A 25518-nucleotide genomic window follows, 5' to 3' on the forward strand; every position below is an offset into this window, starting at 1 on the left:
CCTTCAAATTTTATCTTATTAACCATGCCTTAGAAGGAGCTTAAAATCTGTGACATACTTCACAATATTAACAATCTATTTTCTTTTCCATACTCCGCGTTCATACGGCACAGGTATATTTGCTTTATCCACACCGCCGAGCGCTTCTTCCGCATGCAGCGTCCAATAAGGATCACTGAGCATTCCTCTTCCGATAGCTACCAGCTCTGCCTTTTTCTCCTCAATTACAGCCTGTGCTTCCTTGTAATCATCCAGCCGGCCGACTGCTATTACTGGTATCTGAAGCCCGCTGCGGATATGCTCTGCCAGGTCAACCTGATAACCGGGCCCGGCGTTAGGGACCCCGCCCGAACCTATCGGCCCTTCACCGCCCGAGGAGACATGGAACATGTCCACTCCTGCAGCCTTGTAACGGCGGCAAAATTCCAGCGCATAGGATTCATCATAACCCCCTGCCACATATTCCTTGGCCGACACCCGCATGATCAGCGGCATCTCCGGCGGAAGGACTTCCTTGACAGCCTGCACCACCTGTTCACCAAACAGGATCGGGTCAGCACCATACTCATCATCTCTGATATTTGTAAGCGGCGAGTGGAACTGGTGAATCAGATAACCGTGCGCACCATGCAGCTCAACCGTATCAAAGCCGGCCTCCACTGCCCTTCTTGCACCCTCACGGTAAGCATTAATCATCTCAGCGATGCCTTCCGCACTCAGTGCCTGCGGCGTTTTGGAGCGTTCATCAAACGGAATAGCCGAAGGGGCAACAGGCGGATTGGCATCAAGTGCTTTACGTCCCGCATGCCCCAGCTGAATCGCAATCTTGGCTCCATAGGCATGTACTGCATCTGTTATTCTTCGATACGCCTGGATCTGTCCGTCGTCCCAGATTCCCGTATCTTTATTGGTGATCCGCCCATCCGGATGTACGCCGCTCATTTCTACAATAATGAAGCCGGTACCGCCGACCGCCCGGCTGACATAATGTACGAAATGCCAGTCACCCGGTACGCCGTCTTCCTGTACAACTGCATATTGGCACATTGGCGGCATGACAACCCGGTTCTTCAAAACCAGCGCTTTTAATTCATATGGCGTAAACAATTCAGACATTTCCGTCCCCTTCTTTCACTGAGCTATGTTTGTTGGCCGGGTTAATCTCCCGAATACGTTTAGTATACACGGATTTTTGGCGGTGTTGTAATTTTGTCCGCCTGACAGAAGTCCGGCATAAATCCGCTGCGGGCGGGGGATAACAAGAGAACCAGTCATTGGCTGAAGGCTCTTTTATAAGGAGGCAATGCGGCATGGAGCATCTGCTAAGGTACAGAAAATTATATATTCTGCTCTGTCTGCTGATCGCGGCTGTTCCTCAAAGCTCTCCCCCGCCTGCAGCAGCATCCGGAGCTTTATTTGCACAGGCCCCCGGCCCGGAACAGCAGCAGGAATTGAAAGAAAAACCGGAGCAGTCCGTCCCCGCCGGCTCTGCGCTCAATGCCGCAGCCCGGCGCAACAAGCGCAGTAAGAGCAGCAAGAGCCTGACACTCAGCCAGCTGATCCGCAAATATCCGGAGACAATCCTCACACAGGGTCCGAGAACCCGGATGATCGCGCTGACCTTCGATGATGTGCCTGACCCGAGGTTTACTCCGCAGCTGCTGGATGTTCTACGCAAATATCAGGTCAAGGCTACGTTCTTCGTCGTCGGCAGCAGGGCTGAGAAGCATCCGGAGCTTGTTAGCCGGATTATCCGTGAAGGCCATGTTATCGGTAACCACTCCTACAATCATCCGGAATTCGGCAAGCTGGGCATAAATGAATTCCGCTCCCAGATCATCCGTACTGAGAATATCATCTCGGCACTCGCCGGCTACAAGCCGCGCCTGATCCGGCCACCATACGGGGATATCAGCGAGGCACAGCTTAAATGGGCCAAGTCCCGCGGCTACAAGCTGGTTAACTGGAATGTAGATTCACTTGACTGGCGCAGTCTTCCTAAATCACAGGTCAGAAACAATATTGTGGCGCACGCGGGCAAAGGGGCCATCATTCTGCAGCACGGAGGCGGCGGTAAAGGCAGCAATCTGCAGGGCACGATCCAGGCACTGCCAGAGGTAATTACCATCATGCGTAAAAGAGGCTATATCTTCGTTACCGTGCCTCATATGCTGCAGGTATCTAAAAACAAATAAAAAAACGGATACCGACCTGTAAAGGAAGGTATCCGTTTTGTTTCTGAGAGAATATATACTGATGGTCTAGTCAATGATAAACAGGTTTACATACTGGTATCCGAATTCTGCTACCGAGCTCTGGCTGCCCGGAATAAAGATATCGATCCGGTTGCCCTTTATGGCGCTGCCTGTATCCGTTGCCGTGGCCAGGAAGGCCATCTTGGGCAGTCCCGGATGCGAGTGGCCGGTCACCAGAACCTTGGTGCCGAGCGGGATGACACTCGGATCAACAGCTATGGTTCCGAGCTTGAGCGGATTACCGAAATAATCGACGGCGCCCCATACGCCATTCTCGCTTGCCGCAGACGAATAGGCGGAGGCTTTGACCTGGATCACTTTTTCATAGCTGAATGCCTTGCCCCATGCCTCTACAGTATTTGTAGCAGACTCAACGTTCAGGCTGGCTGTGATAATGGAAGCCTCGGAAACGGCGGATGTTTTCATCGAAACTGTATCCTTGGGTGCTGTAACACCGGGGATGGTGAGGCTCAGGCCGGGATAAATATTGCCCGCAGCTACATCCGGATTGGCATTCATAATTTCACTCATGTTTATGCCATAATAATTAGATAGAGTATAATAAGTTGTAGTTGCGCCTGCAATATGTACGCTGTCTGCCTTAACGGGGGCTGTATGTAGCATGGTGCTGATTCCGAGAGCGGCAGCAAAAATGGCAAAAGCTTTGGATTTGTTCTTCATGTGTTCCTCCTTCAATAAGGGGGTGTGCAGGAATTTACCTTTATCACACCGAAATCATTCTGGACCCAGTTACCTTATTGCCTGGCAGCTAAGATGCAGTATTTTGTTAAATGACAGTATCGAATATATCACAATTTTGTAACCAATGCCTAAGAAAATGTTACCATTCTGTTAGAATTGCATTTATAGCGCCAAAAAATACAAAGGTCGGGCAAGAATCCGGTAAAAATTTTACACAGTGTTAACATTTCTGGCTTATGCAGATAGTAGAATAATAGAATAGGGTTAATAAGTTAGTCCATTTAGACATTGAAGCATACTTGGAGGGTCAATCAACGTGAGTACAGAAGACAAAAAAAACATCCACAACAGCCCTGCTACCGCATATCTTAACCGTGATCTCAGCTGGATTGAATTTAACCGCCGGGTACTGCAGGAGGCGCAGGATCCCGAGAATCCGTTGATGGAACGGGCAAAATTTCTGGCGATCGTGTCCAGCAACCTTGATGAATTCATCAGTGTCCGTGTTGCGGGAATCCAGGATCAGATCAGAGCAGGCTACACCAAAAAGGATTTTACCGGCTATACGCCTTCAGGCTTATACAAACGTCTGATCAAACGTGTCACCAAAATGATCGCCGACCAGTACCGCACCTTCCGCGACCTGTCCCGAAATCTGCACAAGGAAGGCATTGTATTCGTCAATTATGAAGACCTCACCCATGCGCAGGAGCAGTCCGTAGAGGAATATTACCGGGATATTATCTTCCCGGTGCTTACGCCGATGGCCGTTGACCAGAGCCGACCGTTTCCGCTAGTGCACAGCCAGTTTATCTACCTTGCTGTCGTGCTGACCCGCAAGAACACGCAGGAAGAAGAGCCTTATTTTGCTATTCTGCAAATTCCGTCCAACCTGCCAAGATGTATTCCTCTCCCCCACCGCTCCAACAGCAAAAAACGGCAGTTTGTGTTCATTGAAGACGTGATCCGGCATCATATTCAGACCTTGTTCAGCGGCTATGAGCCTGTCGCCGTCAACGAATTCCGCCTGACGCGCAATTCTGACCTGACTATTGATGAGGAAGGTGCGGAAGATCTGCTGGAGGAAATTGAGAAGGAGCTGCGCAAACGCCGCCGCGGTGTACCTGCCAGGCTGGAGGTACAAAAAGGGATTCACCCTTACGCACTAGAGCAGTTGCAGGCTGAATTTGAACTGGAGGATTTCGTATTTGAGATTGAAGGGCCGCTTGATCTGGGATTCCTGCGGGGCTTTGCAGGGAGTCTGAAGGGCTTCAACTACCTGTATGACGCGCCGATTGAACCGCACTATCCGGTGGAGTTCGATGAGAACGAGGATTTCTTTGAGGTACTCAGAGAACGCGATGTGCTCGTATATCATCCTTATGAATCTTTTGACGCCATGGTCGATTTCATTACCCAGGCATCAGAGGATGAATCCGTTATGGCCATCAAAATGACGCTGTACCGCGTAAGCGGCAACTCGCCGCTGATTACTGCACTCGCCCATGCTGCCGAGTCCGGCAAACAGGTTACTGTAGTTGTTGAGCTGAAGGCCCGGTTTGACGAGGAGCGCAACATCGCCTGGGCGCGGAAGCTGGAGCAAGCCGGCTGTCACGTCGTGTATGGCCTTGTCGGCCTCAAAACCCATGCCAAAGTTACACTGATTGTCCGCCAGGAAGGCAATGAGCTCCGCCGCTATGTTCATGTCGGCACCGGCAACTATAACGACAGTACGGCCAAGGCTTATACGGATCTCAGCCTGTTCACCGCGAATAACGAAATCGGGCTGGATGCTTCCGAGCTGTTCAACCAGATGACCGGATATTCGGCGAACTATAACTGGAATGCCTTTATCGTGGCACCGACCAATATGAGCCTGTCGCTGCAGAAGCTGATTCTGCGCGAAGCGGAGCATGCTGCCGCAGGACGCCCTGCACGGATTATTGCCAAGATGAACTCCCTGTCCAACCAGGAGGTCATCGACAGCCTGTACAGTGCAGCCCAAAGCGGGGTATCCATCGATCTGATCGTCCGCGGGGTTTGCTGTCTGCGTCCTGGCATAGAAGGGCTCAGCGAGCGGATTACAGTACGCAGCATCGTCGACCGGTTCCTTGAGCACTCCCGGATTTACTATTTTGAGAACGGCGGCAAGCCGGAGGTGTACCTGTCCAGTGCAGACTGGATGACTCGGAATCTGACCCGGCGGATTGAACTGATGTGTCCTGTGAAGGACAGTGTCATCAAGAAGCAGATTGTCAAGGTTCTGGACATGTCTTTGAATGATAACGTAAAAGCAAGCTTCCTCCAGCCTAATGGTTATTATGAACGCCCGGACGACAAAAAGGCCCCGTTCCGGAGCCAGTTCGCCGCTATGGATGTCAGCCGTTGGAAAGGTAGCCGAGCTTTATCTTCACCGCCCAAGCATTCCTGAACGCCTTCAGGGCGTTCTCAATGTCCTCCTGGCCGATAAGCACGGTTGTAGTGCCATGCAGTTCCAGATCGAGCGTTCCGCCGTGCAGGCGGACGCTGAGATCGCGGATGATGCCGATCTCGGTGCTGTCCAGCGCAATGCTCAGCTGTACAAGCGTGCCCAGCTTATGAATGAGATCTTCGTCGGAAGCCAGCAAAATGTCCTTATGCGCCTGGGACAGTTTCTGCTTCCGGCTTTTTGTGCTGTAGGAGGCGATCAGGGCGCAGAGTATCAGCTGGCGGTGACTCAGCCCGCGGATCGGCGAATTCATCAGCCAGTAGCGGGTATGCCGCTTGGACTGGTAGTAGTTAATGTTGGAACCTGTGCGATGCAGCATGACCGAGACATAGATCAGCATCTCCTGCTCCGCCCTGTCCCCGCCCAGCTCAAAGGCGCTGAATAAACGCTGGGCCAGCTTGTTGATATGATCGAGATGCTGCTTGGAGGTGTGAATGTCAAAGCGGATGATCCTGTCCAGGCTGAATTCGAGTGCACTGTCACATACCGGCTGCTCCGGCCGCAGCAGATCATGCAGCATACCCTCACGCAGCCCTTCCCCGCTGATTACAGCCTGGCTTGCCTTGATATAATGATATACCGTATGGAAAATAATCAGCCCGGAAACGATAATGTCTGCGCGGCTCTTGGACAGCCCGTCCAGCTCCTTGCGCTTGTCAAAAGGTGTAGCCGGCAGAACCTCCATGAACCGGTTGATCGTCTCACCGGATAAAGTATAGCCGTGTGAATTCGGCAGGGAATAATCCCGGTTTTTCTGGTCAAGCTTGCCCAGGGAGCGGAGGGTTCCACCCAGGCCGTAAAGCGGCAGCCCTTCGCCGGTTCCCAGCCAGTCATGCTCGACAAGCCTGCCGGTCACATAAGCCTGAAGCTTCTTGACCTGCTCCGCGTTCCAGTTCCCGTTATGGCTGAACAATAGATTCGTGTTGACCGCACCGAACGGGAAGGAGATGCTATGCTGATAGCGGCGTCCGCGGAACAGGGTAACCTCCGTGCTGCCACCGCCTATATCAATCACGAATCCGTCCTGGACATCGGAGGCATTAATCACTCCCAGGAATCCGAAGTAGGCCTCCTGATAGCCGGTAATGATCTCAATCGTAATGGAAGAGGCTGAAGACAGATATTCTATGATCTCAGCAGAGTTGGCTGCATTGCGGATTGCTGCGGTTGCTCCGGCACGGATCTTCTCGACACCGAAGGCGCTGCAGATTTCCCTGAACTGGCGCAGAACCGGAATTACCGTATCCATATCCTTGCGCTCCAGTCTGCCTTCCTTTGTAATTTTCTCACTCAGGCGCGCAGAGTATTTGCACTCTTTAATAATTTTGAAGCCGCCTTCCGGGGTCGTATCGTAGATTACGAGCCGGATGGAGTTGGAACCAATATCAATGATGCCAATCCGGCAAAGTTCATCTCTCATCTGTATGTACTCCTTTTCAAGTTGATTGGCCATTTGTTATACTATATCACCAATTGCCCGGACGCCAAAATAATATGTACATAAATAAAAACGGCTTCCGGAGCATATCCGGAGGCCGTTATTAGATGTTTACAGCACTTTGCTTAAGAAATCCTGGGTCCGGGCATGCTGCGGATTGCCGAATACTTCAGCCGGAGTCCCCTGCTCAACGATGTAACCGCCGTCCATGAACAGGATGCGGTCACCCACTTCGCGGGCAAAGCCCATCTCATGTGTCACAATGACCATTGTCATCCCCTGCTCAGCCAGCTTCTTCATAACCTCAAGCACCTCTCCGACCATCTCAGGGTCAAGCGCCGAGGTAGGCTCATCGAACAGCATCACATGCGGCTGCATCGCCAGCGCCCGCGCAATGGCAATACGCTGCTTCTGTCCTCCGGACAATTGGGCCGGATAAGCATCGCGTTTGTCTTCAAGCCCTACGGTGCGCAGCAGATCGACAGCAATCTTCTCCGCTTCCGCAGCCTGCTGCTTCTTCACCTTCAGCGGGGCAAGGGTAATATTCTGCAGTACAGACATGTGCGGAAACAGGTTGAACTGCTGGAACACCATCCCCATTTTCTCACGGGTCTGATTAATATCATGCTTCTTGGCCGTGATCGACTGGCCTTCAAAGGTAATCTCACCGCCGGTGGGCTCCTCCAGGAGGTTCAGGCAGCGCAGGAAGGTGCTTTTGCCCGAACCGCTGGGGCCGATCACGACGACAACCTCACCCTTCTTGATTTCCAGGTCAATCCCCTTCAGGATTTCCAGCTTGCCGAAATGCTTCTGCAGATTCTTAACGGTGATCATCGGTGCTCAGCCTCCGTTCCAGTATGCCCAGCAGCTTGGACAAGGTAAAGGTCAATACAAAATACATTAACGCAATGATGACATAAGGGGTCAGACCCTCGTAAGTAATCGTTGTAATCGTCTTGGCCTGGAAGAACAAATCCGCTACCCCGATCATGGAGACAATTGAAGATTCTTTAATAATCGTAATGAACTCATTCCCGATTGCCGGCAGCACATTCTTAAGCGCCTGCGGAAGCACGATATAGCGCATGGTCATGCCCTGCTTCATCCCGAGCGAGCGGGCTGCCTCAACCTGGCCGCGGTCCACACCCTGGATACCGGCGCGGAAGATTTCCGCCAGGTAAGCCGAGCTGTTAATCGTAAGGGTAATCGCCCCCGACTGAATCGGTGTAAATTCCAGTCCCAGCTCCGTTAGGCCGTAGTGGATCAGGAACAGCTGTACCAGCATTGGCGTACCGCGTAAAAATTCAACCCAGGCGGTTGAGATGAAACGCAGGACTCTCCACTTGGACATGCGCAGCAGCGCAACGATAATCCCCAGCACAAAGCCGAAGAACACGCCGAGCACCGCCAGCAGCAATGTATACTTCAGACCTGCAAAGAAAAAATTGCGGTATTCATAGGCCATATCAAAAATATTCATTTGACGGCAAAACCTCCTCTTCTTATCCTTTTCAAAAAAATAGAAAACAGCGTATTACCGCTATTTTCTACTTAAAGAGCATTCATTGCCCTGCAACTATCTATACACAGACTCATGCTGGTCTGCACTGCAGGTTAGTTTTTGGCAAAAGCTTATTCGCTCTCAGCAAGCTCGCTTGCTGCCGCTACGTACTCTTCAATCTTGCCTTCGGAGTTCAGGCGGGTCAAGGTCTTATTCACTTGGTCAAGCAGCTCTGTATTGCCCTTCTTCACGCCGATTACATAACCGTCATCTTCAACCTCGGGCTTGGCGTCGGTAATAACCAGTCCTTCAACATTTTTGACAAAAGACTTGGCAACCGGACCTTCCATAATAGAAGCGTCAACACGGTTGGAGTTCAGCTGCAGGACGATTTCGGAAATTTTGCCCAGGGAGGTCAGCTGTGCGCCTTCAATGCCCTTGGCGATTTCTTCCTGGATGGAGCCGGTCTGAACGCCGATCTTGGCACCCTTCAGGGCATCCATTGTCGCGAATTTATCTTTGTCAGCTTCACGTACAACTACTGCCTGTTCGGCTTTGTAGTAGATGTCGGACAGATCAACCGCCTTTTTGCGTTCCTCAGTCGGGCTAAGTCCGGAAATAACCAGATCGATTCTGCCGCTGGACAGCTCGTTCAGCAGGGAGTCAAACGGCAGATCCTTGATCACAAGCTCTGCGCCCATATCGGCAGCAATATCCTTGGCAATGTCAATATCAAAGCCTACGATTGTATCTTTACCGTCGATTACTTTATGGAATTCGTACGGCGGGAAGTCTGCACTTGTTCCCAGCGTCAATGTCTTGGCAGCAGCAGCGCCAGTATTGCCTGCAGCGTTATCTGTTGAAGCAGCATTATCGTTGTTATTGCCGCAGCCTGCCAAAAGACCAACTGCAAGCAGCATTCCCAGTGAAAGTTTACCCCATTTTTTCATCTTTATATCTCCCCTATTCTCTCATTAAGTTATCTAGGTTGTCATGACCGATTTATTATAAATCACTGCGTATGAATATGCAAAGACATTTTTTATCATCAAAAGGTATTTTGACAGGAAAACGCTATCAGTTTCTTGACATGCCCTGCTCTTTTGCACATTCCAGGAAAAGAGGGGTATACTACTACTATCTCCAGCCGTTCACAAACTAACCAGACTGATTCACAGTCCCATTCGGTGTGGTAATATTTACCTGAAGCTGGCGAAGCAGGCAGGTGCGTCATAGGCATTTATACCTATAAAACTAACTGTATGCTAGCGGAGCGGCTTTTGTGCAGTTTTGCACAAGGTGTTCAGGCAAGTTATCCCACAAAACTAGGCGAATGCTTTCGAAACAAGTTTTGCACGATGTGTCTCAGGAAGGTTATGCTCACAAAACTTATAGGAGGTGCGATCATGCTGCTGGAAGCTATGTACCATGTGCCCCGTGACAAGTGGGCCTATGCTTACGATACAAAAACTATACATCTGCGTGTGCGCACCAAACGGGACGATGTGGACTGTGTTACAGCCCTCACCGGTGACAAATATGACTGGGACCATACCTTTTATGAAATTATGATGGAAAAGGCAGCCTCAGATGACAAATTCGATTACTGGGAATGTGCCGTCCGGCCAAAATACAAACGGCTCAGCTACACCTTCCGTGTCAGCAAAGGTCCGGAAAATGTGTATCTGCTGGATAACAGCATCCGTCCGGAATGTCCTCAGCCGCCTACCCATTTTTATGAATTTCCTTATATACATCAGATTGACCTGTTTCAGGTTCCCAAATGGGCCAAGGATGCTGTCTTCTACCAGATTATGACCGAGCGTTTCGCCAACGGTGATCCGGACAACGACCCTGAAGGTACTGAAGCCTGGGGCGGAAAGCCGGAGTTTGGCAATTTTTTTGGCGGGGATCTGCAGGGTGTACTGGATCATCTGGATGATCTGCAGGATCTGGGGATCAACGCGATTTATTTTACGCCCCTCTTCGTCTCCCCTTCCAATCATAAATATGACATTGTCGATTATAAAAGGGTCGACCCGCATTTCGGGGATAATGAGCTGCTGAAGCGTGTCGTCGAAGAATGCCATAGCCGCGGCATCCGAGTGATGCTTGACGCTGTATTCAACCATTGCAGTGACCAGTTCCCGCCGTTTCAGGACGTGCTGGAAAAGGGTGAATATTCCGTGTACAAAGACTGGTTCCATATAAATTCCTTTCCTGCTGAGGTTGTCGACGGTATTCCTACCTATGACACTTTCGGCTTTTTTGGCAATATGCCCAAATTCAATACAGCTAACCGCGAGGTCAAAAACTACCTGCTGGAGGTAGCGGAATACTGGATCAAGGAGATTAAGGTCGACGGCTGGCGGCTGGATGTGGCCAATGAAGTGGATCATCATTTCTGGCGTGATTTCCGCAAGGTCGTTAAGGCAGCCAACCCGGATGCTTATATTGTAGGAGAGGTATGGAGCGATTCCCTGACGTGGCTGCTCGGCGACCAGTTCGACTCTGTCATGAATTATCCGTTCTCCGGGACCGTGCTGGAATTTTTCAACGGCGGTATGGACGGCATCACCTTCGGGCACCGGATCGGCGGCCTGCTGATGCGATATCCCCAGCAGACGAACGAGGTCGTGTTCAATCTGCTCGGCAGCCATGACACTCCCCGCCTGCTGACCGTGGTTGGTGAAGATAAACGGCGGCTGAAGCTTGCGGTTGTGTTTCTTTTTACCTTTATGGGGACGCCCTGCATTTACTACGGGGATGAGATCGGCTTAACCGGCCATGAAGATCCTGACTGCCGCAAATGTATGGAATGGGATAAGGCCAGGCAGGACCGGGAGCTATATGATTTCTACCGGATGATGATTGCGCTGCGCAAGCAGCACAAAGCACTGCGGGAAGGCCGTTTCCGCATTCTGCTGGCTTGTGAGAACGATCCCTGCATTGTGTACGAGCGGGCTGACGAGAAAATCCATTTTACCGTATGGATGAATAACTCCCCCGTTCCCCGCACACTCAGCCATCCGATGGAGACGGATGACTGGCAGGATGCGCTGACCGGAGACAGAGTGGCCCCTGAGGACGGAATAATGCATATCTCCCTGGACCCGTACGGCTACCGGATTTTATGCAGGAATCTGGAGCAATATCAGGTCTGAAGCGCATATGCACATGTGGGTACGGTTATTTAATCGGAGGGATCAGTCGTGTCGCCGTTTAGTGCAAACGATTTTCTGGAGCTATACCTGCAAAAAGGGCAGCTGACGCAGCAGGAAGCCTTCACCTGGTTCGATCTGCTCGAAACTGTGGAGATGGAACAGATGTGGGGCAGATGGCGCGGCAGCGAGCTTCCTTCCGGCCATCCTATGGATGGCCTGCTTCACTTGACCGGCTGGTACGGAAAAGAGTTCTTGGATGCTGAGACTGTCCATCCACTCCTGTTCGAAAAGCGTAATGGCCGGCTCTTCCGCGTGAATCCCGGACTGCTCCCGCTAACGCTGCCTTTTCAGCTTGTCCCCCGGCGGATCGTCCGCCCCCTCTTCAGGCTGGTTTTACCGCTGATCAGGACGGGCTCTGGTAAAGCGCGGCTGCGGATGATCGCATACCGGGGAAAGATCAGTGCCTCCATGGTCTATGACCAGAAGGCGATTATCGACCATTTCCGGCAGATCGACGAGGATACACTGCTTGGCGTGATGGATTTTAAAAACCAGCAGGAGCTGGGTTTCTTTTTTATTTTGCGGAGGGTGACGGAGTAGGAGCTGGACTAGAAACTGTGACGCTGCGGTGCACGTGGCTGAAATAAAAAGGATTTTTCCCTTTGGCTGGCTCTCTTAGCACACTTTCAGCTCCAATCAAAAGTAGTTCCCCCTTTCACTCCTCCCGTCCCCCGCGCACCAGACGATATACACCCACACCAAAAAACTCCGCAAAGCTCAGCTTTGCGGAGTTTTTTGGTGTACTTTCTTTTATTACAGCCTATACTCTTTATTCACCAATTTTTTTGTATATATCCATATACTGCTCTGCAGAAACGTTCCAGCTGTAGTCACCGGCGAAGGCGTTTTTGGTTACCTTTTTCCAGTGCTCCGGCTTGTGGTAGAGTGAGACGGCCCGGCGGAGGGTGAACATCATATCATGGGCGTTGTAATCCTTAAAGGTGAAGCCGTTCCCCTCCCCCGTCTCTTCATTATAGGACTGCACGGTGTCATTCAGCCCGCCTGTCTCGCGTACAACCGGAATACTGCCATAGCGCAAGGCTAGCAGCTGGCTGATTCCGCACGGCTCGAATTTGGACGGCATCAGGAAAATGTCGCTGGCCGCATATATTTTGCGGGATAAGGCATCATTGAACAGAATCTGTGACGACAGCTTGGTCGGATAACGCCACGCCGCTTCACGGAACCAGCGCTCATACACCTCATCCCCGGTGCCGAGCAGAACGAACTGGATATCGTCGTAATACAGGATTTCGTCGAGTACCCGGGTCAGCAGATCAAGGCCCTTGGAATCAACCAGCCGCGTAACCATTGCCACCAGCGGAATATAGGGAGCAACCGGCAGGCCCAGCTCCTGCTGCAGGCCTAGCTTGTTTTCGGTTTTTTTGGCCAGATTGGAGCGGTATTTGGTATAAATTTTGCTATCCGTGTTAGGATTGTAGCTCTTGGTATCAATGCCGTTCACGATTCCGCTCAGGCTGTCAGCCCGGTAATTGAGCAGGCCGTCGAGGCCGTAGCCGTAATACGGAGTCCGGATCTCATCGGCATAGGTCGGGCTGACCGTAGTGACATGATCGCTGTGGACAATCCCCGCCTTCATGTAGTTTACGTTGCCGTAATACTCCACGCTGTCAAAATAGCTGTGATCCAGACCCAGCAGCTCACCCAGCACCGAGTACGGGAATACCCCCTGATACAGCAGGTTATGAATCGTGAATACGGTACGCATACCGCTATAGAATTCATCATGACGATAATGTGCCTTCAGCAGCAGCGGAATAACGGCAGCATGCCAGTCGTGGCAATGCAGCACATCCGGCTGAAAGCCGATTTCCGGCAGGCACTCCAGCACAGCCCGGTTATAGAAGGCGAAGCGCTCCCCGTCATCCATATACCCGTAAATGCCGTCCCGGCCGAAGTAATATTCGTTGTCGATGAAATAGACCGGGATACCGTCATATACAAGCCGCTCAACTCCGCAATACTGGTTGCGCCAGCCGACCGGCACATCCAATACAGCCACATGCTCCAGCCCGGCAGTATAGGCTTCAGGAATTCCTTTATATTTTGGCAAAATTACACGTACATCTACCCCGGCTCCCTTCAGCGCTTTGGGCAGAGCTCCAATGACGTCGGCCAGGCCTCCCGTTTTGATGAACGGATGGGCTTCAGCGGCAGCAAATAATACTTTCATGCAGATTTCCCCCTTAAAAGTACGGATTCTCTATTCCACAACTGCTTTTGGCTTGCGTCCTGCCTTCTTTAGAACCAGAAAGCTCAGCGGCGGGATCGTCAGCTCCAGGCTGTTCACCTGATTATGCCATTCCTTCTTGGAACTCTTCATCGGACCGTTATGGTAGCCAGAACCGCCAAACTCAACGGTCTCCGAGCTGAATAGCTCTTCATAAGTGCCCGCGCGGGGAACGCCGATCCGGTAATTCTTCCGCTCCACCGGCTGAAAATTAATAATAATAACCAGCGTATCAACGGGCTTCTTGCCCCGGCGGATATAGGAAAGCACACTTTGGCCATAATCATCCGCGTAGATCCACTGGTAGCCCTCCATATCGTGGTCCAGCTCCCAGAGCGCCTTCTCAGTTACATAGAGCTTGTTAAGCGCTGCAGTGTAAGCCAGCATCCTGCGGTGAGCCTCATAGTCCATCAGCAGCCAGTCCAGCTGGTCCTGATCCTTCCACTCGATGAATTGACCGAATTCACCGCCCATGAACAGCAGTTTTTTGCCGGGATGAGAAATTTGATACCCGAGCAGCAGGCGTAAGCCGGCAAATTTTTGCTCATAGGAGCCGGGCATTTTGTCCAGCAGCGATTTTTTGCCGTGTACAACCTCATCATGGGACAGCGGCAGCGTATAGTTCTCAGAATAGGCGTAGGCAATCGGAAAGGTCAACAAATTATGATGATAGGGGCGTGCCCCGAAATCATGTTCTATGTAACCCAGCGTGTCATTCATCCAGCCCATATTCCATTTGTAATTGAACCCAAGCCCGCCCTCGTGCGCCGGAGCAGTCACTCCAGGCCAGGCGCTGGATTCCTCAGCCATCATCAGTGCTTTTGGATAATAGTGAAAAATAGTCTTATTCAGCTGCTGAATAAACCGGATCGCTTCCAGATTCTCCAGTCCGCCGTTGACGTTACGTCGGTACTGATGGCTCTGCTTCTCGAAATCCAGACGCAGCATGCTGGTCACTGCATCTACCCGCATACCGTCTATATGATATACATCGTACCAGAAAAGCGCGTTGGAAATAAGAAAAGATGTAATCTCCGGCTTGCTGAAATCAAAGGACAAGGTGCCCCAGCCCGGCTTCTCGGCCAGCAGCGGATCGGCATATTCATACAGCGGAGAGCCGTCGAACATTCGCAAGCCATGTGCGTCCTTGGCAAAATGTGCCGGCACCCAGTCCAGAATGACACCTATTCCGGCCTGATGCAGCTGGTCGATCAGATACATCAGCTCGTGAGGCTCACCGTAACGGCTGGTGGCAGCAAAGTATCCGGTTCCCTGATACCCCCACGATAAATCATAAGGATGTTCGGCAAGCGGCATAAACTCAACATGAGTATAGCTCATCTCCACCAGATACGGGATCAGCAGATCAGCCATTTCTTTATAGGTGTAGAATTCACCGTCTTCCTTCTGCTTCCAGGTGCCAAAATGCATTTCATAAATGTTCATCGGCCCGTTATAAGGGGCTTTGTTTCTGCGTCTCCACAGATTGTCCCCCCACTGATAGCCGGCCAGATCCGCCACAACGGATGCTGTCGCCGGTCTCACCTCTGCTTTAAAGGCATAAGGATCGGCCTTCAGGAAGCTTTCACCGCCAGCTGAGATAATCCTGTATTTGTAAAAAGTTCCCGGCTCTATTCCCGGAAAAAAACGACTCCAAAATCCTGAATCGGGTATCTTAATTAACGAGTCCGCTTCTTGTGTTCCATCCCAGCCGTTATGATCACCAGCCAGTCCTACATATGTCGCATGAGGAGCCCACACGGTAAAGCGTACGCCCTTCTTCCCTTCTTCAGCGGCAATGTGCGCGCCCAGCATCATATAGCTGCGATAATTCGTGCCTTCATGGAACAGATAAATATCTTCAGTTGACGGGAGGTTTACTGTTTTTTGGATGTCAGGCAAATCATCACCACCTTAATTGTATAGGATGCACCTATAACATTACCCGAATGTCCGGCTTTTGAAAATGCGTTTTAAGGAAAAAATAGGTTTTTTCTGAACGAAGAAAATAAAATTGTAATTTTTGCAGCAGGACCTCAATATATTTCACTTATGCCGTTTCAAGAGCTTGTGGGGAGTTTATATTACAAGCATTGACAAAAAAATGGGAGGGATAACAAATGAGTAAAAAAGAATGTGTCGCCATGCTGCTGGCTGGCGGGGAAGGCCGCAGACTGGCCCCCTTAACCACCACGATGGCAAAACCTGCAGTCCCTTTCGGAGGACAGTATAGAATCATTGACTTTCCCCTCAGCAACTGTGTGAATTCAAGCATTGATACTGTGGGCGTACTGACTCAGTACGAAGCTAATTCCCTGCATCAACATATCGGATCAGGCGAGCCATGGGGGCTGCATTCCAAACCTGATCAGGGTGTCAGACTGCTGCCTTCCGGTGTGGACGGACGAAGTACTTATACCGGTACAGCAGATGCCATCTATAAGAACATTGATTTTATCGACAGTCAAAATCCGGAGCATGTGCTGATCCTTTCTGCCGATCATATCTACCACATGGATTACCGCAAAATGCTGGATTATCATATTAGCAAATCCGCCAAAGCAACGATTTCGGTTATGGAGGTTCCCTGGGATGAAGCAAGCCGCTTTGGCGTCATGAACGTCAATGACGAGCTTAAGATTTCCGAGTTCGCCGAAAAGCCTAAGGTGCCTCAAAGCAACCTGGCATCTATGGGTATTTATCTCTTTGAATGGGCCTATCTTAAGGATTATTTGCTGCGTGATGCCGCTGATCCTTCCTCCAGCCATGATTTCGGCAAAGACGTGATCCCCGCAATGCTGGACAGCACCGACGATCTGTTCGCATACCGTTTCCAGGGCTACTGGAGAGATGTAGGTACGGTTGACAGCCTGTGGGAAGCTCATATGGATCTGCTGCAGGCGGACAACGGCTTCAAGCTGGATAACGCCCAGTGGCCGATGTACAGCCGGGCACGGCGCACCAAGCCGGCCGCTGTTAAGTCCCGTATACCGGCTCAGGCTGATGACTGCCTGGTGAATGAGACCTGCTTGCTGGAAGGCAGCCTGCAGCGTTCTGTAATCTTCGGCGGCGTGGAAATCGGCAAGCTCAGCCGGGTACATCATAGCATCGTAATGCCCGGCGTTTATATCGGGCGCGGTGTACTGATTGAAAATGCAATTATCGGTGAGGGTGCAGTCATTAAGGATGGAGCTGTGATCAAAGGCAGCCCTGACAACATTGTCGTGGTCGGCCCTAATGAGATTGTAGCAGCCAAACCGGTCATCCGTACACAGCCTTCCAGACTGCTGCAGGAGGTCTACGAGAAGACAGGCAGACTGCGGGCCGAAGGACTCCCGTCTTAAACCACATTTGACGATAAAAAGGGCTGCAATACTGGTCGTATGACCGTATTGCAGCCCTTTTGCTGTGTACAGAGGTTAGGTGACTCCTTATAACTCGTAATCGTGCCCTTCTTCCGTCAGCCGCTGCTCAGCCGCCGGCGGACGCTCATCGGTCAACGGCAGAATAACCGTAACCTGTGTTCCTTTGCCAAGCTCGCTGTCCAGCTCCAGCTTGCCGTGATGAAGTTCGACAATCTGCTGGGAGATAGCAAGCCCCAGGCCGGTTCCGCCATTCAGCGCATCAACCTGGAAGAAGCGGTCTCTAACCCTGGACAGATGTGCTTCACTGATCCCGATTCCGCTGTCTCTGACGATTACCGCCATTTCGGTCCCTGACAGACGATGTGCAGACAGGACTATGCTGGAATCCTCGGGGGAGAATTTGACGGCATTGTCCACAAGGTTAAGAAAAACCTGCTTGAGCCGGTTCGGATCACCCTTAATATAAATGGTATCCTCACATTCCAGCACCAGATGTATCCGTTTCTTCTCCGCCTTGGCCCAGATATTAAGAAGAGTCTCCTGAAGCACTACCTTTATATCTGTAAGGACTATGGACAGCTTCATTTCATTCTGCTGCAGCTTGGAGAAGTCCAGTATTTCCTCCACCAGGCCGATCAGACGGTCACTTTCCCTCGAGATAATCCCCACGCCGAGCTTCGTCTCCTCCGGATCATACCCGCCCGAGATCAGCGTCTCGCTCCAGCCTTTGATGCTGGTCAGCGGAGTCCTGAGCTCATGGGAGATGGAGGAGATGAAATCATCCTTGATCTGATTGCTGCGGATAATCTCATCGGCCATATAATTCAGCGTAGTCGCCAGATCGCCGATCTCGTATTTGTAATCCCCTTTGATGCGGGCGGTGAACCTTCCCTTGGCCATTTGCGCCGAGACCGCCGTTATATTATTCAGCGGCTTCACAATGGAATTCGCCAGCCCGAAGCTGAACAGGACCACGATCACCATGACAGCCGCACCGATTCCGATCGACACCAGGGTAAGGTTAAGCAGATCCTTGTCAATCCGCTCCATCGAGGTGAGATAACGGATCACATATTTATCACGGCTGTTCACCTGAATCAGCTTGGAGACCGCCATTACGCTCTCATTCGTTCCCGCCTGCCTGCCTACCCATTTGCCGATGCTTCCGCCTACAGCCTCAGGAACATCACTGGTCGTAATGGTCCGGTCAGGCTGAAAGCCGGTGGAGCTGGTCAGAATATCCCCGCTGGTGGACAGCACTTCAAGCTCCGTGTAATCCATGCTGAAGAAATCGAGCACCTTCTGCAGCTGGTTGGGCGAACGCTCACCCGAAATTTCATATTTCAGGAATTCCTCCGCCGTGCTGATATGGGTCGTAATCTTGCTGTACACACTGTCATAATAATACGTCCGTATCGCCAGCAGGAAGATAACCTCTACGAGGAGAAGCGCCACAAAGACTACTAAAATATAGTGCAGTACAATCTGCCTGCGCATCCCCTTCTTGATCATTGTCCCTGGCCTTTCCATTTATAGCCGTGCCCCCATACAGTCTGCAGATATTCGGGCTCCGACGGGTTGTTTTCGATTTTTTGGCGCAGCCGGCGGATGTTTACATCGACGATCTTGGGATCGCCCATATACTCCTTGCCCCAGACATGATCCAGCAGGGAGTCACGGCTGAGCGGCGTATTTTCCTTCTCCAGGAAAAATTGCACCAGCGAAAATTCTGTCGGCGTCAGCTCGATTGCCTCCCCGCTGCGCTTGAACTGCTTGGAGATCAGATCCAGCGTAAACGGGCCGGAGTGAAAGGAGACCTTGGCCGACTGCTCACGGTGCACGTTAACCCGGCGAAGCAGAGATTGAATACGCGCAATCAGCTCGGTCGGGCTGAACGGCTTGCTGACATGGTCATCGGCACCTACGGAAAGCGCATAGACCTTATCCTGCTCCTGCACCTTGGCTGTCAGGAAAATAATCCCCAGCCGCTCATTGGTTTCACGGATGCGTCTGCATACCTCAAAACCGTCAATTCCCGGCACCATCACATCCAGCAGTGCAATATCAATATCCGGCACGGTGGTCAGCTTATGCAGCGCTTCATTGCCGTCAGCCGCCTCCAGCACTTCGAATCCGTTACGTTTCAGGTTAATCACTATAAAACTGCGGATGGATTCTTCATCCTCGAGTATCAATACTTTACTCATCGATTCCCTTCCTTTCAATTGGAGCGGTTATTTTATCATTGTCGCTCCCGCCCGTGCTCTGTACCAGCTCACCCCGGTAGCCGATAATTTTGTCCATATCCCTGCCAAGCACCTTCCAGCCGTTGCTCTTGACACGGTCCCATTCCATCTGGGTGAAGAAGGTTACCTCAACAACCGTCTCCCCCGTATCCGACATAATGAACTTCAGCGATTTATCCTGTACAGATTTGGTATCTACAGTTATCTTACCGTGCCATTCCGGCAGAAAGTCAATGACAAAGCGGTCCGCCGGATCACGGTACTTCTGCGAGGTAAAGCTCAGGCCGTCCTTGCCGTCCCATTTGTAATATGAGGTGAAGTAAGGAATGGCTTCAGGGTCAAAATACTCCCAGCCTCCAGGCGGCTCCAGCATGCCAATCTCGATAATGCCGTCACCATCGATGTCTTCACTGACAATTTTTTTGTCTTTAAAGGTATTGGCATCGCCAGGAATGACTACCCGCAGCTTGTTGTTCTCCATTACAACCACGGTGGTATAGGCCGAGCGGGAATCCACAGCCGAATCCAGAACTATACCTTCTTTATGCTCGGCCACTTTTCCTGAGACAATATTGTAATAATTATTAAAATACGGGTCCAGGTCGTCCAGCTGATCGAGTACTTTAAAGCCGTCACTATATTGGTAAGTGGTAATTTTGTTAAGTTCATTGCGTTTGAAATAGATCAGGGTGAGATCCGCAGTCCCATCCTCATTCAGGTCATCAATCATATATTTGGTATAAGGCTGGGCCAGCAGCTCCTCCAGTTCTCCGCCGGAATAGGAATAGACGACAACCCCCTTCTCTTCTCCGCGTGAATATCCGGTAATAATATTCAGCTTGCCGTCACCCGTTACATCCTCCAGGTCAACCGACTCCAGCTGCGTGCCGTCACCGTCGAAGACAAGCTTCTTCACCCAGCCGTCCTCCGTTTTCTCCAGAATCATGCCATGGATCAGGACGGATTCATTCTCGGTCAAGTAAAAGACCAGCGTCTCCATTGTGCCGTCTTTATCGAAATCCTCTGTGAATATGGAGCTGTCCTCATCCCCGGAAGGGCGGATCAGCGAGGCGCTGGCCGGCATTTGTGACTTGATGGCCGTCATCAGTGAAGCCTTGTCGGCTGTCAGCTCCGGAGACTTCATCTTCGAAACAGGATCGCTGATGAAGGTACAGCCCGACAGTATGGACAATGACAGGACAGCCGCCGCCAGACGTCTGGGAACACTAAGATTCAACTTCATCACTCTTTCCTTGTTTCATGCTCTAATCTGCTACAGGTTCAGGCGTTCCTGGGAAGTCAGGCGGCGTCCTCTGACATCATGCTTGATTCTGCCGTTCTCCAGTACCCACAGCCTTGTTGCATAACGTTCCGCCAGTTCCAGCGGAAGTACGGTAATTACGGTTAACCCTGTTTCTTTACAGAGTCTGCGAAGCGTCTCCAGGACGCCTTCGGCCGTCCGCGGGTCCAGACCGGTTACCGGCTCATCGGCCAGAATAACCTTGGCGCCGTGCACAAGCGCGCGGGCAATGGCTACACGCTGGCGCTCGCCCCCGCTGAGCTGGCTTGTCTTCAGCTTGGCCTTGTCCAGCAGGCCGAGCGTATCAAGCTCGTCCATTGCCCCCATATAATCATCCTGCCGCACCATTCCTGTCACCATCCGCCACAGCGGTGTCTGCGAGGATTGGCCGATCAGTACATTCTTCAGTGCGGTCCGGTTCGGATTCAGCTCGGCATTCTGCTCCAGGTACGCCCATTCACGGCGGATCTTACGTCTGCCGGCGAACGGGCTTTTCATAATGTCGATCCCGTCAACCCGGAAATTGCCTCTATCCCATTTCTCGCGCAGCGCCAGGCAGCGCAGCAGCGTGGACTTGCCGCTTCCGCTGGCTCCCACCAGCACCACAAGCTCCCCGGGTTCTAATTGAAAACCGATATCCTGCAGTACCGGCAATTTGTCTTCTCCGACTGCTTTGGCCAGATGTTCTACTGTAATCATAGTTCAGCCTCTCCCTGTTTTCGTCTCTACTCTATAGTGTACTCTGAAAGCGGGACCAATTTCCATGCGTACGTCTGTTCTTATTTTAACTTAATTCAGCTGCCGTGGCGAGAATAATAACCCGGTCAGGCCGAACAAAATATAGAAACCGCCCAGCAGCACGAATACACCGCTGCCCCAGCCGAATTCAAGCAGCAGGCCGCCGATGCCGGGGCCGATAATGCTGCCTATACTGAAATGAAAAGAAGATACGACATTGGCTGCAGGCAGCAGATTCCGCGGCAGGATGTCTGCGGCATAGCTGAGCCCCAGTGAGAAGAAGGAGCCGACCAGGCCGCCGGCTGCCAGCAGCAGAAGCAGCGTAAATACAAAATGCCCGCCCCCAAGGGGGAGCAGCGTAAAGGCCAGACCGCCGGTTGTTCCGGCAAAAATCAGGATTTTTTTCCGCCCGTACCGGTCACTCCACAGGCCCAGCGGCAGCTGGAGCAGCAGGCCGCCGATGCCCGCGAACGGCAGCAGTGTGGCGATCTGGTCTGTATTGAACCCGGAACGCAGCCCGTAGACCGGGAAGTTGCTGTTCAGGCTCGCTTCCATATAACCATACAGCAGCGCCGGAATCAGAGCATACCAGGCAAGGCTGTAGCTGCGGCCGAACCGGCGGGCCTGACCCTCGCTGTGCTCTACCTTGTCAGGCCGGGAGTTCGGCAGCTTGAACAGAACCAAGAGGAGCGCGAGCATAAACAATCCGGCCAGGATCAGAAAAGGAGCGGCCTCGCCAAAGCGCAGCAGGCTGATGCCGGCCGGGCCCAGGCTGAAGCCCAGCCCGTAGGACATTCCGTAGAGCGAAAGATTGCGCCCCCTGTGCTCTGCAGGTGCCATCAGCAGCACCCAGAGCTGGGCGGCATAATTAATCGCCGAGTCGCCTATCCCGACCAGCAGGCGCAGGATGAACCAGACCTTGATTCCCGGCAGCAGCGGGAACAGCAGGAGCGTTACCAGGACAAGGCTGATGCCGGCGGCTATCAGTCTCTTAAAGCCTATCGCTCCGAGCACACGTTCAGCTACAAGAGTCATTGCGAACGAGCCGACATAAAGAGCTGCGGCATTCAGTCCGTTGAGTGAGGAGGAAACCCCTTTTTGTTCAAGCAGAATCGAGAGCACCGGCAGCAGAAGCCCCTGGCTCAGGCCTGCGGCAATAATGACGGTAATGAGAATAAAATAATTCAGTTTACTGTTGGAACGTTTAAGTACAAGCGGGTCTGACACAGGTGAATCCTCCTTGGGCGTTGATCAGGCAAATGCGGATAAAAGTTGCCCTGCAGGCAAACATGGAACATTATAGTGGACAACCTTCTTCAAAACAAGAGATAATATATAGAAGTGACCGATTTCCTGGGGGTGCAAGCTTCATGACTTATGAACTCAAAATTGATGTCTCGCCTGTCTATGAACTGATCGACAGTTTTATGTTATATGTAACAAGGAAATGGATCTCCAACCTGGACATCGGCCCTGACTGGATCCGCGATATAGACGGGCGGATTCCTCCGCAGCAGGTATCCGCGCTCCGGCAGGCAGCCGAATGGCCTTTTACCGATTATGATGTCCTGTACGTCTGGGCTTACCGCCGCCGGCCGGCATCGAAGGTGCTCCAGTTCCTGGATGAACTGGAGACGCAGTCACTGGAAGAGTGCTTTGAGCAGACTGCCCCGCTGTTCCCTGACTTTACAATTCATGAATGTGAACGGATCAAGCGGGATTATCCCCCGCTTCTGCGGCTGTGGTATGAGCAGTATTTCCGCCATGCCGAGCAGAAGCTGCTGCCGCTCCTGATTGAGGACGCCTCCGAGAAAAAGCTGCTCGAGAGCAAAATGGGTTCCGCAGCCCTGATTGAGTACGCTTCAGGCGGTGTAGTCATCGAGGATATTCCCGATCTGCAGACGGTTGTACTGCTGCCGACTATTCATAACCGGCCGATCAATATGTATTGCTTCTATAATACACTCATGATTATCCAGTATCCTGTTGACGTCCCTTCGGACAATGAAGATGAACCGCCCACCGTTCTGCTGCGCCTGACCAAAGCATTGTCCGATCCGACCCGGCTCCGGCTGCTGCGCTATGCGGCCGATGACCCCAAAACGCTGTGGGAGCTTCAGTCTGTGCTGGGCCAGACGAGTGACATCATGATGCATCATCTGCTGATGCTGCGTGTCGCCGGCCTGCTGAGGGTTCATTTGGGCAGTGAAGGTGAAGGGAATGAACGCTACAGTGTGCGTCCGGATGGGGCATCCGATCTGCAGATGTTCCTTGAGTCCTATATTCGTTTATAATAACAATACACAAGCAGAGATTGCCGACAAACTTACAGGCTTAGGAGTGAGCGTTATGAAGTATTTGCCGCAACAAGTTATTTTTGATCTGGATGACACCCTGATACACTGCAACAAATATTTTGACCTCATTCTGGGGCAGTATTTCGAGCTGATGTCCGACTGGTTCGGCGAATACGGACCGACAACCGGTGAATTCCGCAGCAAGCAGGTGGAAATCGATGTGGAAACCGTCAGCACCAGCGGACTGGCCAGCGATAACTTCCCCAAATCACTGATTGCCACCTACCGGTTTTTCAGTGCCAAATATAACCGGGCCGCCGATCCTTATCATGAGCAGCAGCTGATGAAGCTCGGAATGAGCGTCTACGATCAGGAGGTCGAGGCGTATCCCGGCATGGTGGAAACCCTCGATGCGCTCAAGCATGACGGGCATGACCTCTACCTGTACACAGGCGGGGACGATACCATCCAGCAGCGCAAAATCGAACAGATGAAGCTCGATGTCTATTTTGACGACCGGATCTTTATCCGCCAGCATAAAAATATCGAATCACTGGAAAATATCCTGGTGTCCTATCCTTTTGAACGCAAGCGCACCTGGATGATCGGCAACTCCTTGCGCACCGACGTGCTTCCGGCCTTGACTGCCGGCATTAACAGCATCTACTTGAAGCAGCAGAATGAATGGCTATATAACCTTATTGAGCTTCAGCGTGAGATGCATCAGTCGGTCATGACAATCTCCTCGATCAGCGAGGTTCCGCCGGTTATCCGGACGGCATCCAAGCTGCAAAGCCACGGCTGATCCTAGTGGCAGGCCTCCTGTTACAAATGCCATAGGCATCCGGCAGCTGCAGTGTTTATACTGTTTGAGTAGATTTTTCATCTCATTCAGGAGGTTTGGAATGAACAAGCAAGCAAGTCCTAACCGCACACCGAATAAGCAGTCTGGCCGGAACACTGCCGGCTCCCGGCTGCTGCCTATGCTGCTTGGTATCATCGCGGTCATTCTGGCAATTGTACTTATCTATGTCCTTACAGACAGCAAATCCAAAGAGGAGAATGTGCTTGAGGGTCTCCCAAACTATACGGATGTCAAAGGTACAATTGTCGTTGACGGCCTGAAGGTTGAGAAGCAGCCGCATCTGGGCAATCCGGACGCCAAGGTCAAGGTCATTGAGTTCGCCGATTTCAAATGTCCTGCCTGCAAGAAATGGACCGAAGCCAATCTGGATACCTTTATTAAAGACTATGTGGACACCGGAAAAGCTGAGCTCTATTTCATGAACTTCGCATTCATTGACCGCGACTCTTACCTGGCGGCCAGCGCCGGAGAAGCCATCTATAAGCAGAGCAACGAGAAATTCTGGGAATATGTACATGAGCTTTACGCCAATCAGGGCGATGAGAGCACCATCTGGGCTACCCAGAAGTTCATCCTTCAGTTTGTCAAGGACAACATCGAAGGCCTGGACTATGCCCGGTTCGAGCAGGATGTGAAGAACCATACCTACATGTATGACGTTAAGGAAGATTTCAAGATAGCCGGAGCCTATGGTGTTAACGGTACTCCCAAATTTATGGTGAACGGTGTTCTGCTGCCGGATTCCTCGTATGAGGGGCTTACGGCCGCCATTGAGAGCAGTCTGGCTGATTCTTCGAAATAAACATGTGTATCCAAAAGAGGAGGATGCAGCCTGCCGGGAGATCCCG

At 51.7% G+C, this 25518-nt stretch carries 21 protein-coding genes; 8 read left to right on the plus strand and 13 right to left on the minus strand.

Annotated elements, in window-relative coordinates:
* Positions 1–75: 75 nt before the first annotated feature.
* The gene (locus tag BLR64_RS02960; RefSeq protein WP_090712040.1) at positions 76–1116 is read right to left on the minus strand and encodes an NADH:flavin oxidoreductase/NADH oxidase; all 1041 of its coding nucleotides are present in this window, start codon (positions 1114–1116) and stop codon (positions 76–78) included.
* A gap of 194 nt (positions 1117–1310) precedes the next feature.
* Here BLR64_RS02960 and BLR64_RS02965 point away from each other — a divergent pair, with 194 nt between their 5' ends.
* Positions 1311–2195 (plus strand): polysaccharide deacetylase family protein, encoded by an 885-nt coding sequence (locus tag BLR64_RS02965; RefSeq protein ID WP_090712042.1) that lies wholly within the window; start codon positions 1311–1313, stop codon positions 2193–2195.
* 66 nt (positions 2196–2261) lie between these two features.
* On the opposite strand, the gene BLR64_RS02970 is transcribed toward BLR64_RS02965, so the two are convergent.
* Positions 2262–2936: a 3D domain-containing protein gene (locus tag BLR64_RS02970; protein WP_090712044.1), complete on the minus strand. Its 675-nt coding sequence runs from the start codon at positions 2934–2936 to the stop codon at positions 2262–2264.
* A gap of 337 nt (positions 2937–3273) precedes the next feature.
* Here BLR64_RS02970 and ppk1 point away from each other — a divergent pair, with 337 nt between their 5' ends.
* Positions 3274–5388 (plus strand): polyphosphate kinase 1, encoded by a 2115-nt coding sequence (ppk1, locus tag BLR64_RS02975; RefSeq protein ID WP_090712046.1) that lies wholly within the window; start codon positions 3274–3276, stop codon positions 5386–5388.
* On the opposite strand, the gene BLR64_RS02980 is transcribed toward ppk1, so the two are convergent.
* The 4 genes from BLR64_RS02980 to BLR64_RS02995 form a co-directional block, all read right to left on the minus strand.
* On the minus strand, positions 5336–6865 hold the full coding sequence (locus BLR64_RS02980; protein ID WP_167360584.1) for a Ppx/GppA phosphatase family protein: 1530 nt from the start codon (positions 6863–6865) through the stop codon (positions 5336–5338). The genes ppk1 and BLR64_RS02980 overlap by 53 nt on opposite strands.
* 129 nt (positions 6866–6994) lie before the next feature.
* Entirely contained in the window at positions 6995–7717 is a 723-nt protein-coding gene (locus BLR64_RS02985; protein WP_090712050.1) for an amino acid ABC transporter ATP-binding protein, read from the minus strand.
* Positions 7704–8363 carry an amino acid ABC transporter permease gene (locus BLR64_RS02990; RefSeq protein WP_090712052.1) on the minus strand — a complete coding sequence of 220 codons (660 nt, stop codon included), beginning with the start codon at positions 8361–8363 and terminating at the stop codon, positions 7704–7706. The genes BLR64_RS02985 and BLR64_RS02990 overlap by 14 nt, the downstream gene beginning before the upstream one ends.
* A gap of 152 nt (positions 8364–8515) precedes the next feature.
* Complete coding sequence (locus BLR64_RS02995; protein WP_090712054.1) at positions 8516–9334, minus strand: transporter substrate-binding domain-containing protein; 819 nt, start codon at positions 9332–9334, stop codon at positions 8516–8518.
* A gap of 456 nt (positions 9335–9790) precedes the next feature.
* Here BLR64_RS02995 and BLR64_RS03000 point away from each other — a divergent pair, with 456 nt between their 5' ends.
* Positions 9791–11548, plus strand: coding sequence for an alpha-glycosidase (locus BLR64_RS03000; RefSeq protein WP_090712055.1), 1758 nt, complete (start codon positions 9791–9793; stop codon positions 11546–11548).
* 48 nt (positions 11549–11596) lie between these two features.
* Positions 11597–12148 carry a DUF4334 domain-containing protein gene (locus BLR64_RS03005; protein ID WP_244157596.1) on the plus strand — a complete coding sequence of 184 codons (552 nt, stop codon included), beginning with the start codon at positions 11597–11599 and terminating at the stop codon, positions 12146–12148.
* A gap of 229 nt (positions 12149–12377) precedes the next feature.
* On the opposite strand, the gene glgA is transcribed toward BLR64_RS03005, so the two are convergent.
* Positions 12378–13802 carry a glycogen synthase GlgA gene (gene glgA / locus BLR64_RS03010; RefSeq protein WP_090712057.1) on the minus strand — a complete coding sequence of 475 codons (1425 nt, stop codon included), beginning with the start codon at positions 13800–13802 and terminating at the stop codon, positions 12378–12380.
* 30 nt (positions 13803–13832) lie between these two features.
* Positions 13833–15761 (minus strand): 1,4-alpha-glucan branching protein GlgB, encoded by a 1929-nt coding sequence (glgB, locus tag BLR64_RS03015; protein WP_090712059.1) that lies wholly within the window; start codon positions 15759–15761, stop codon positions 13833–13835.
* Between the two features lie 218 nt (positions 15762–15979).
* Between glgB and BLR64_RS03020 the strand changes: the two genes are divergently transcribed.
* Positions 15980–17203, plus strand: a complete 1224-nt coding sequence (locus BLR64_RS03020; RefSeq protein ID WP_090712061.1) for a glucose-1-phosphate adenylyltransferase — start codon at positions 15980–15982, stop codon at positions 17201–17203.
* A gap of 87 nt (positions 17204–17290) precedes the next feature.
* Here BLR64_RS03020 and BLR64_RS03025 read toward each other — a convergent pair whose 3' ends face one another.
* The 5 genes from BLR64_RS03025 to BLR64_RS03045 form a co-directional block, all read right to left on the minus strand.
* Positions 17291–18736 carry a sensor histidine kinase gene (locus BLR64_RS03025; RefSeq protein ID WP_090712063.1) on the minus strand — a complete coding sequence of 482 codons (1446 nt, stop codon included), beginning with the start codon at positions 18734–18736 and terminating at the stop codon, positions 17291–17293.
* Positions 18733–19431 (minus strand): response regulator transcription factor, encoded by a 699-nt coding sequence (locus BLR64_RS03030; protein ID WP_068725065.1) that lies wholly within the window; start codon positions 19429–19431, stop codon positions 18733–18735. Before BLR64_RS03030 ends, BLR64_RS03025 begins: the two co-directional genes overlap by 4 nt.
* Complete coding sequence (locus BLR64_RS03035) at positions 19424–20713, minus strand: hypothetical protein (RefSeq protein WP_090712065.1); 1290 nt, start codon at positions 20711–20713, stop codon at positions 19424–19426. Before BLR64_RS03035 ends, BLR64_RS03030 begins: the two co-directional genes overlap by 8 nt.
* Positions 20714–20743: 30 nt before the next feature.
* Positions 20744–21469 carry a phosphonate ABC transporter ATP-binding protein gene (locus BLR64_RS03040; protein ID WP_090712067.1) on the minus strand — a complete coding sequence of 242 codons (726 nt, stop codon included), beginning with the start codon at positions 21467–21469 and terminating at the stop codon, positions 20744–20746.
* A gap of 90 nt (positions 21470–21559) precedes the next feature.
* On the minus strand, positions 21560–22735 hold the full coding sequence (locus BLR64_RS03045) for an MFS transporter (protein WP_090712069.1): 1176 nt from the start codon (positions 22733–22735) through the stop codon (positions 21560–21562).
* A gap of 143 nt (positions 22736–22878) precedes the next feature.
* Between BLR64_RS03045 and BLR64_RS03050 the strand changes: the two genes are divergently transcribed.
* The 3 genes from BLR64_RS03050 to BLR64_RS03060 all read left to right on the plus strand — a co-directional run bounded on the left by BLR64_RS03050 (position 22879) and on the right by BLR64_RS03060 (position 25472).
* Entirely contained in the window at positions 22879–23802 is a 924-nt protein-coding gene (locus BLR64_RS03050; protein ID WP_090712071.1) for an ArsR/SmtB family transcription factor, read from the plus strand.
* 55 nt (positions 23803–23857) lie between these two features.
* Complete coding sequence (locus BLR64_RS03055) at positions 23858–24610, plus strand: HAD family hydrolase (protein WP_090712073.1); 753 nt, start codon at positions 23858–23860, stop codon at positions 24608–24610.
* 100 nt (positions 24611–24710) lie between these two features.
* Positions 24711–25472, plus strand: a complete 762-nt coding sequence (locus tag BLR64_RS03060) for a DsbA family protein (RefSeq protein WP_090712075.1) — start codon at positions 24711–24713, stop codon at positions 25470–25472.
* The last annotated feature ends 46 nt before the right edge of the window (positions 25473–25518 follow it).

The sequence above is a fragment of the Paenibacillus typhae genome, assembly GCF_900099765.1.
In the GTDB taxonomy this organism is placed as follows: domain Bacteria; phylum Bacillota; class Bacilli; order Paenibacillales; family Paenibacillaceae; genus Paenibacillus_AQ; species Paenibacillus_AQ typhae.

Coding starts and splice junctions, on each gene's coding strand:
- BLR64_RS02960 (WP_090712040.1), bottom strand. CDS start 1,116: ATGTCTGAATTGTTTACGCCATATGAATTAAAAGCGCTGGTTTTGAAG.
- BLR64_RS02965 (WP_090712042.1), top strand. CDS start 1,311: ATGGAGCATCTGCTAAGGTACAGAAAATTATATATTCTGCTCTGTCTG.
- BLR64_RS02970 (WP_090712044.1), bottom strand. CDS start 2,936: ATGAAGAACAAATCCAAAGCTTTTGCCATTTTTGCTGCCGCTCTCGGA.
- BLR64_RS02980 (WP_167360584.1), bottom strand. CDS start 6,865: ATGAGAGATGAACTTTGCCGGATTGGCATCATTGATATTGGTTCCAAC.
- BLR64_RS02985 (WP_090712050.1), bottom strand. CDS start 7,717: ATGATCACCGTTAAGAATCTGCAGAAGCATTTCGGCAAGCTGGAAATC.
- BLR64_RS02990 (WP_090712052.1), bottom strand. CDS start 8,363: ATGAATATTTTTGATATGGCCTATGAATACCGCAATTTTTTCTTTGCA.
- BLR64_RS02995 (WP_090712054.1), bottom strand. CDS start 9,334: ATGAAAAAATGGGGTAAACTTTCACTGGGAATGCTGCTTGCAGTTGGT.
- BLR64_RS03000 (WP_090712055.1), top strand. CDS start 9,791: ATGCTGCTGGAAGCTATGTACCATGTGCCCCGTGACAAGTGGGCCTAT.
- glgA (WP_090712057.1), bottom strand. CDS start 13,802: ATGAAAGTATTATTTGCTGCCGCTGAAGCCCATCCGTTCATCAAAACG.
- BLR64_RS03020 (WP_090712061.1), top strand. CDS start 15,980: ATGAGTAAAAAAGAATGTGTCGCCATGCTGCTGGCTGGCGGGGAAGGC.
- BLR64_RS03025 (WP_090712063.1), bottom strand. CDS start 18,736: ATGATCAAGAAGGGGATGCGCAGGCAGATTGTACTGCACTATATTTTA.
- BLR64_RS03030 (WP_068725065.1), bottom strand. CDS start 19,431: ATGAGTAAAGTATTGATACTCGAGGATGAAGAATCCATCCGCAGTTTT.
- BLR64_RS03035 (WP_090712065.1), bottom strand. CDS start 20,713: ATGAAGTTGAATCTTAGTGTTCCCAGACGTCTGGCGGCGGCTGTCCTG.
- BLR64_RS03040 (WP_090712067.1), bottom strand. CDS start 21,469: ATGATTACAGTAGAACATCTGGCCAAAGCAGTCGGAGAAGACAAATTG.
- BLR64_RS03050 (WP_090712071.1), top strand. CDS start 22,879: ATGACTTATGAACTCAAAATTGATGTCTCGCCTGTCTATGAACTGATC.
- BLR64_RS03055 (WP_090712073.1), top strand. CDS start 23,858: ATGAAGTATTTGCCGCAACAAGTTATTTTTGATCTGGATGACACCCTG.
- BLR64_RS03060 (WP_090712075.1), top strand. CDS start 24,711: ATGAACAAGCAAGCAAGTCCTAACCGCACACCGAATAAGCAGTCTGGC.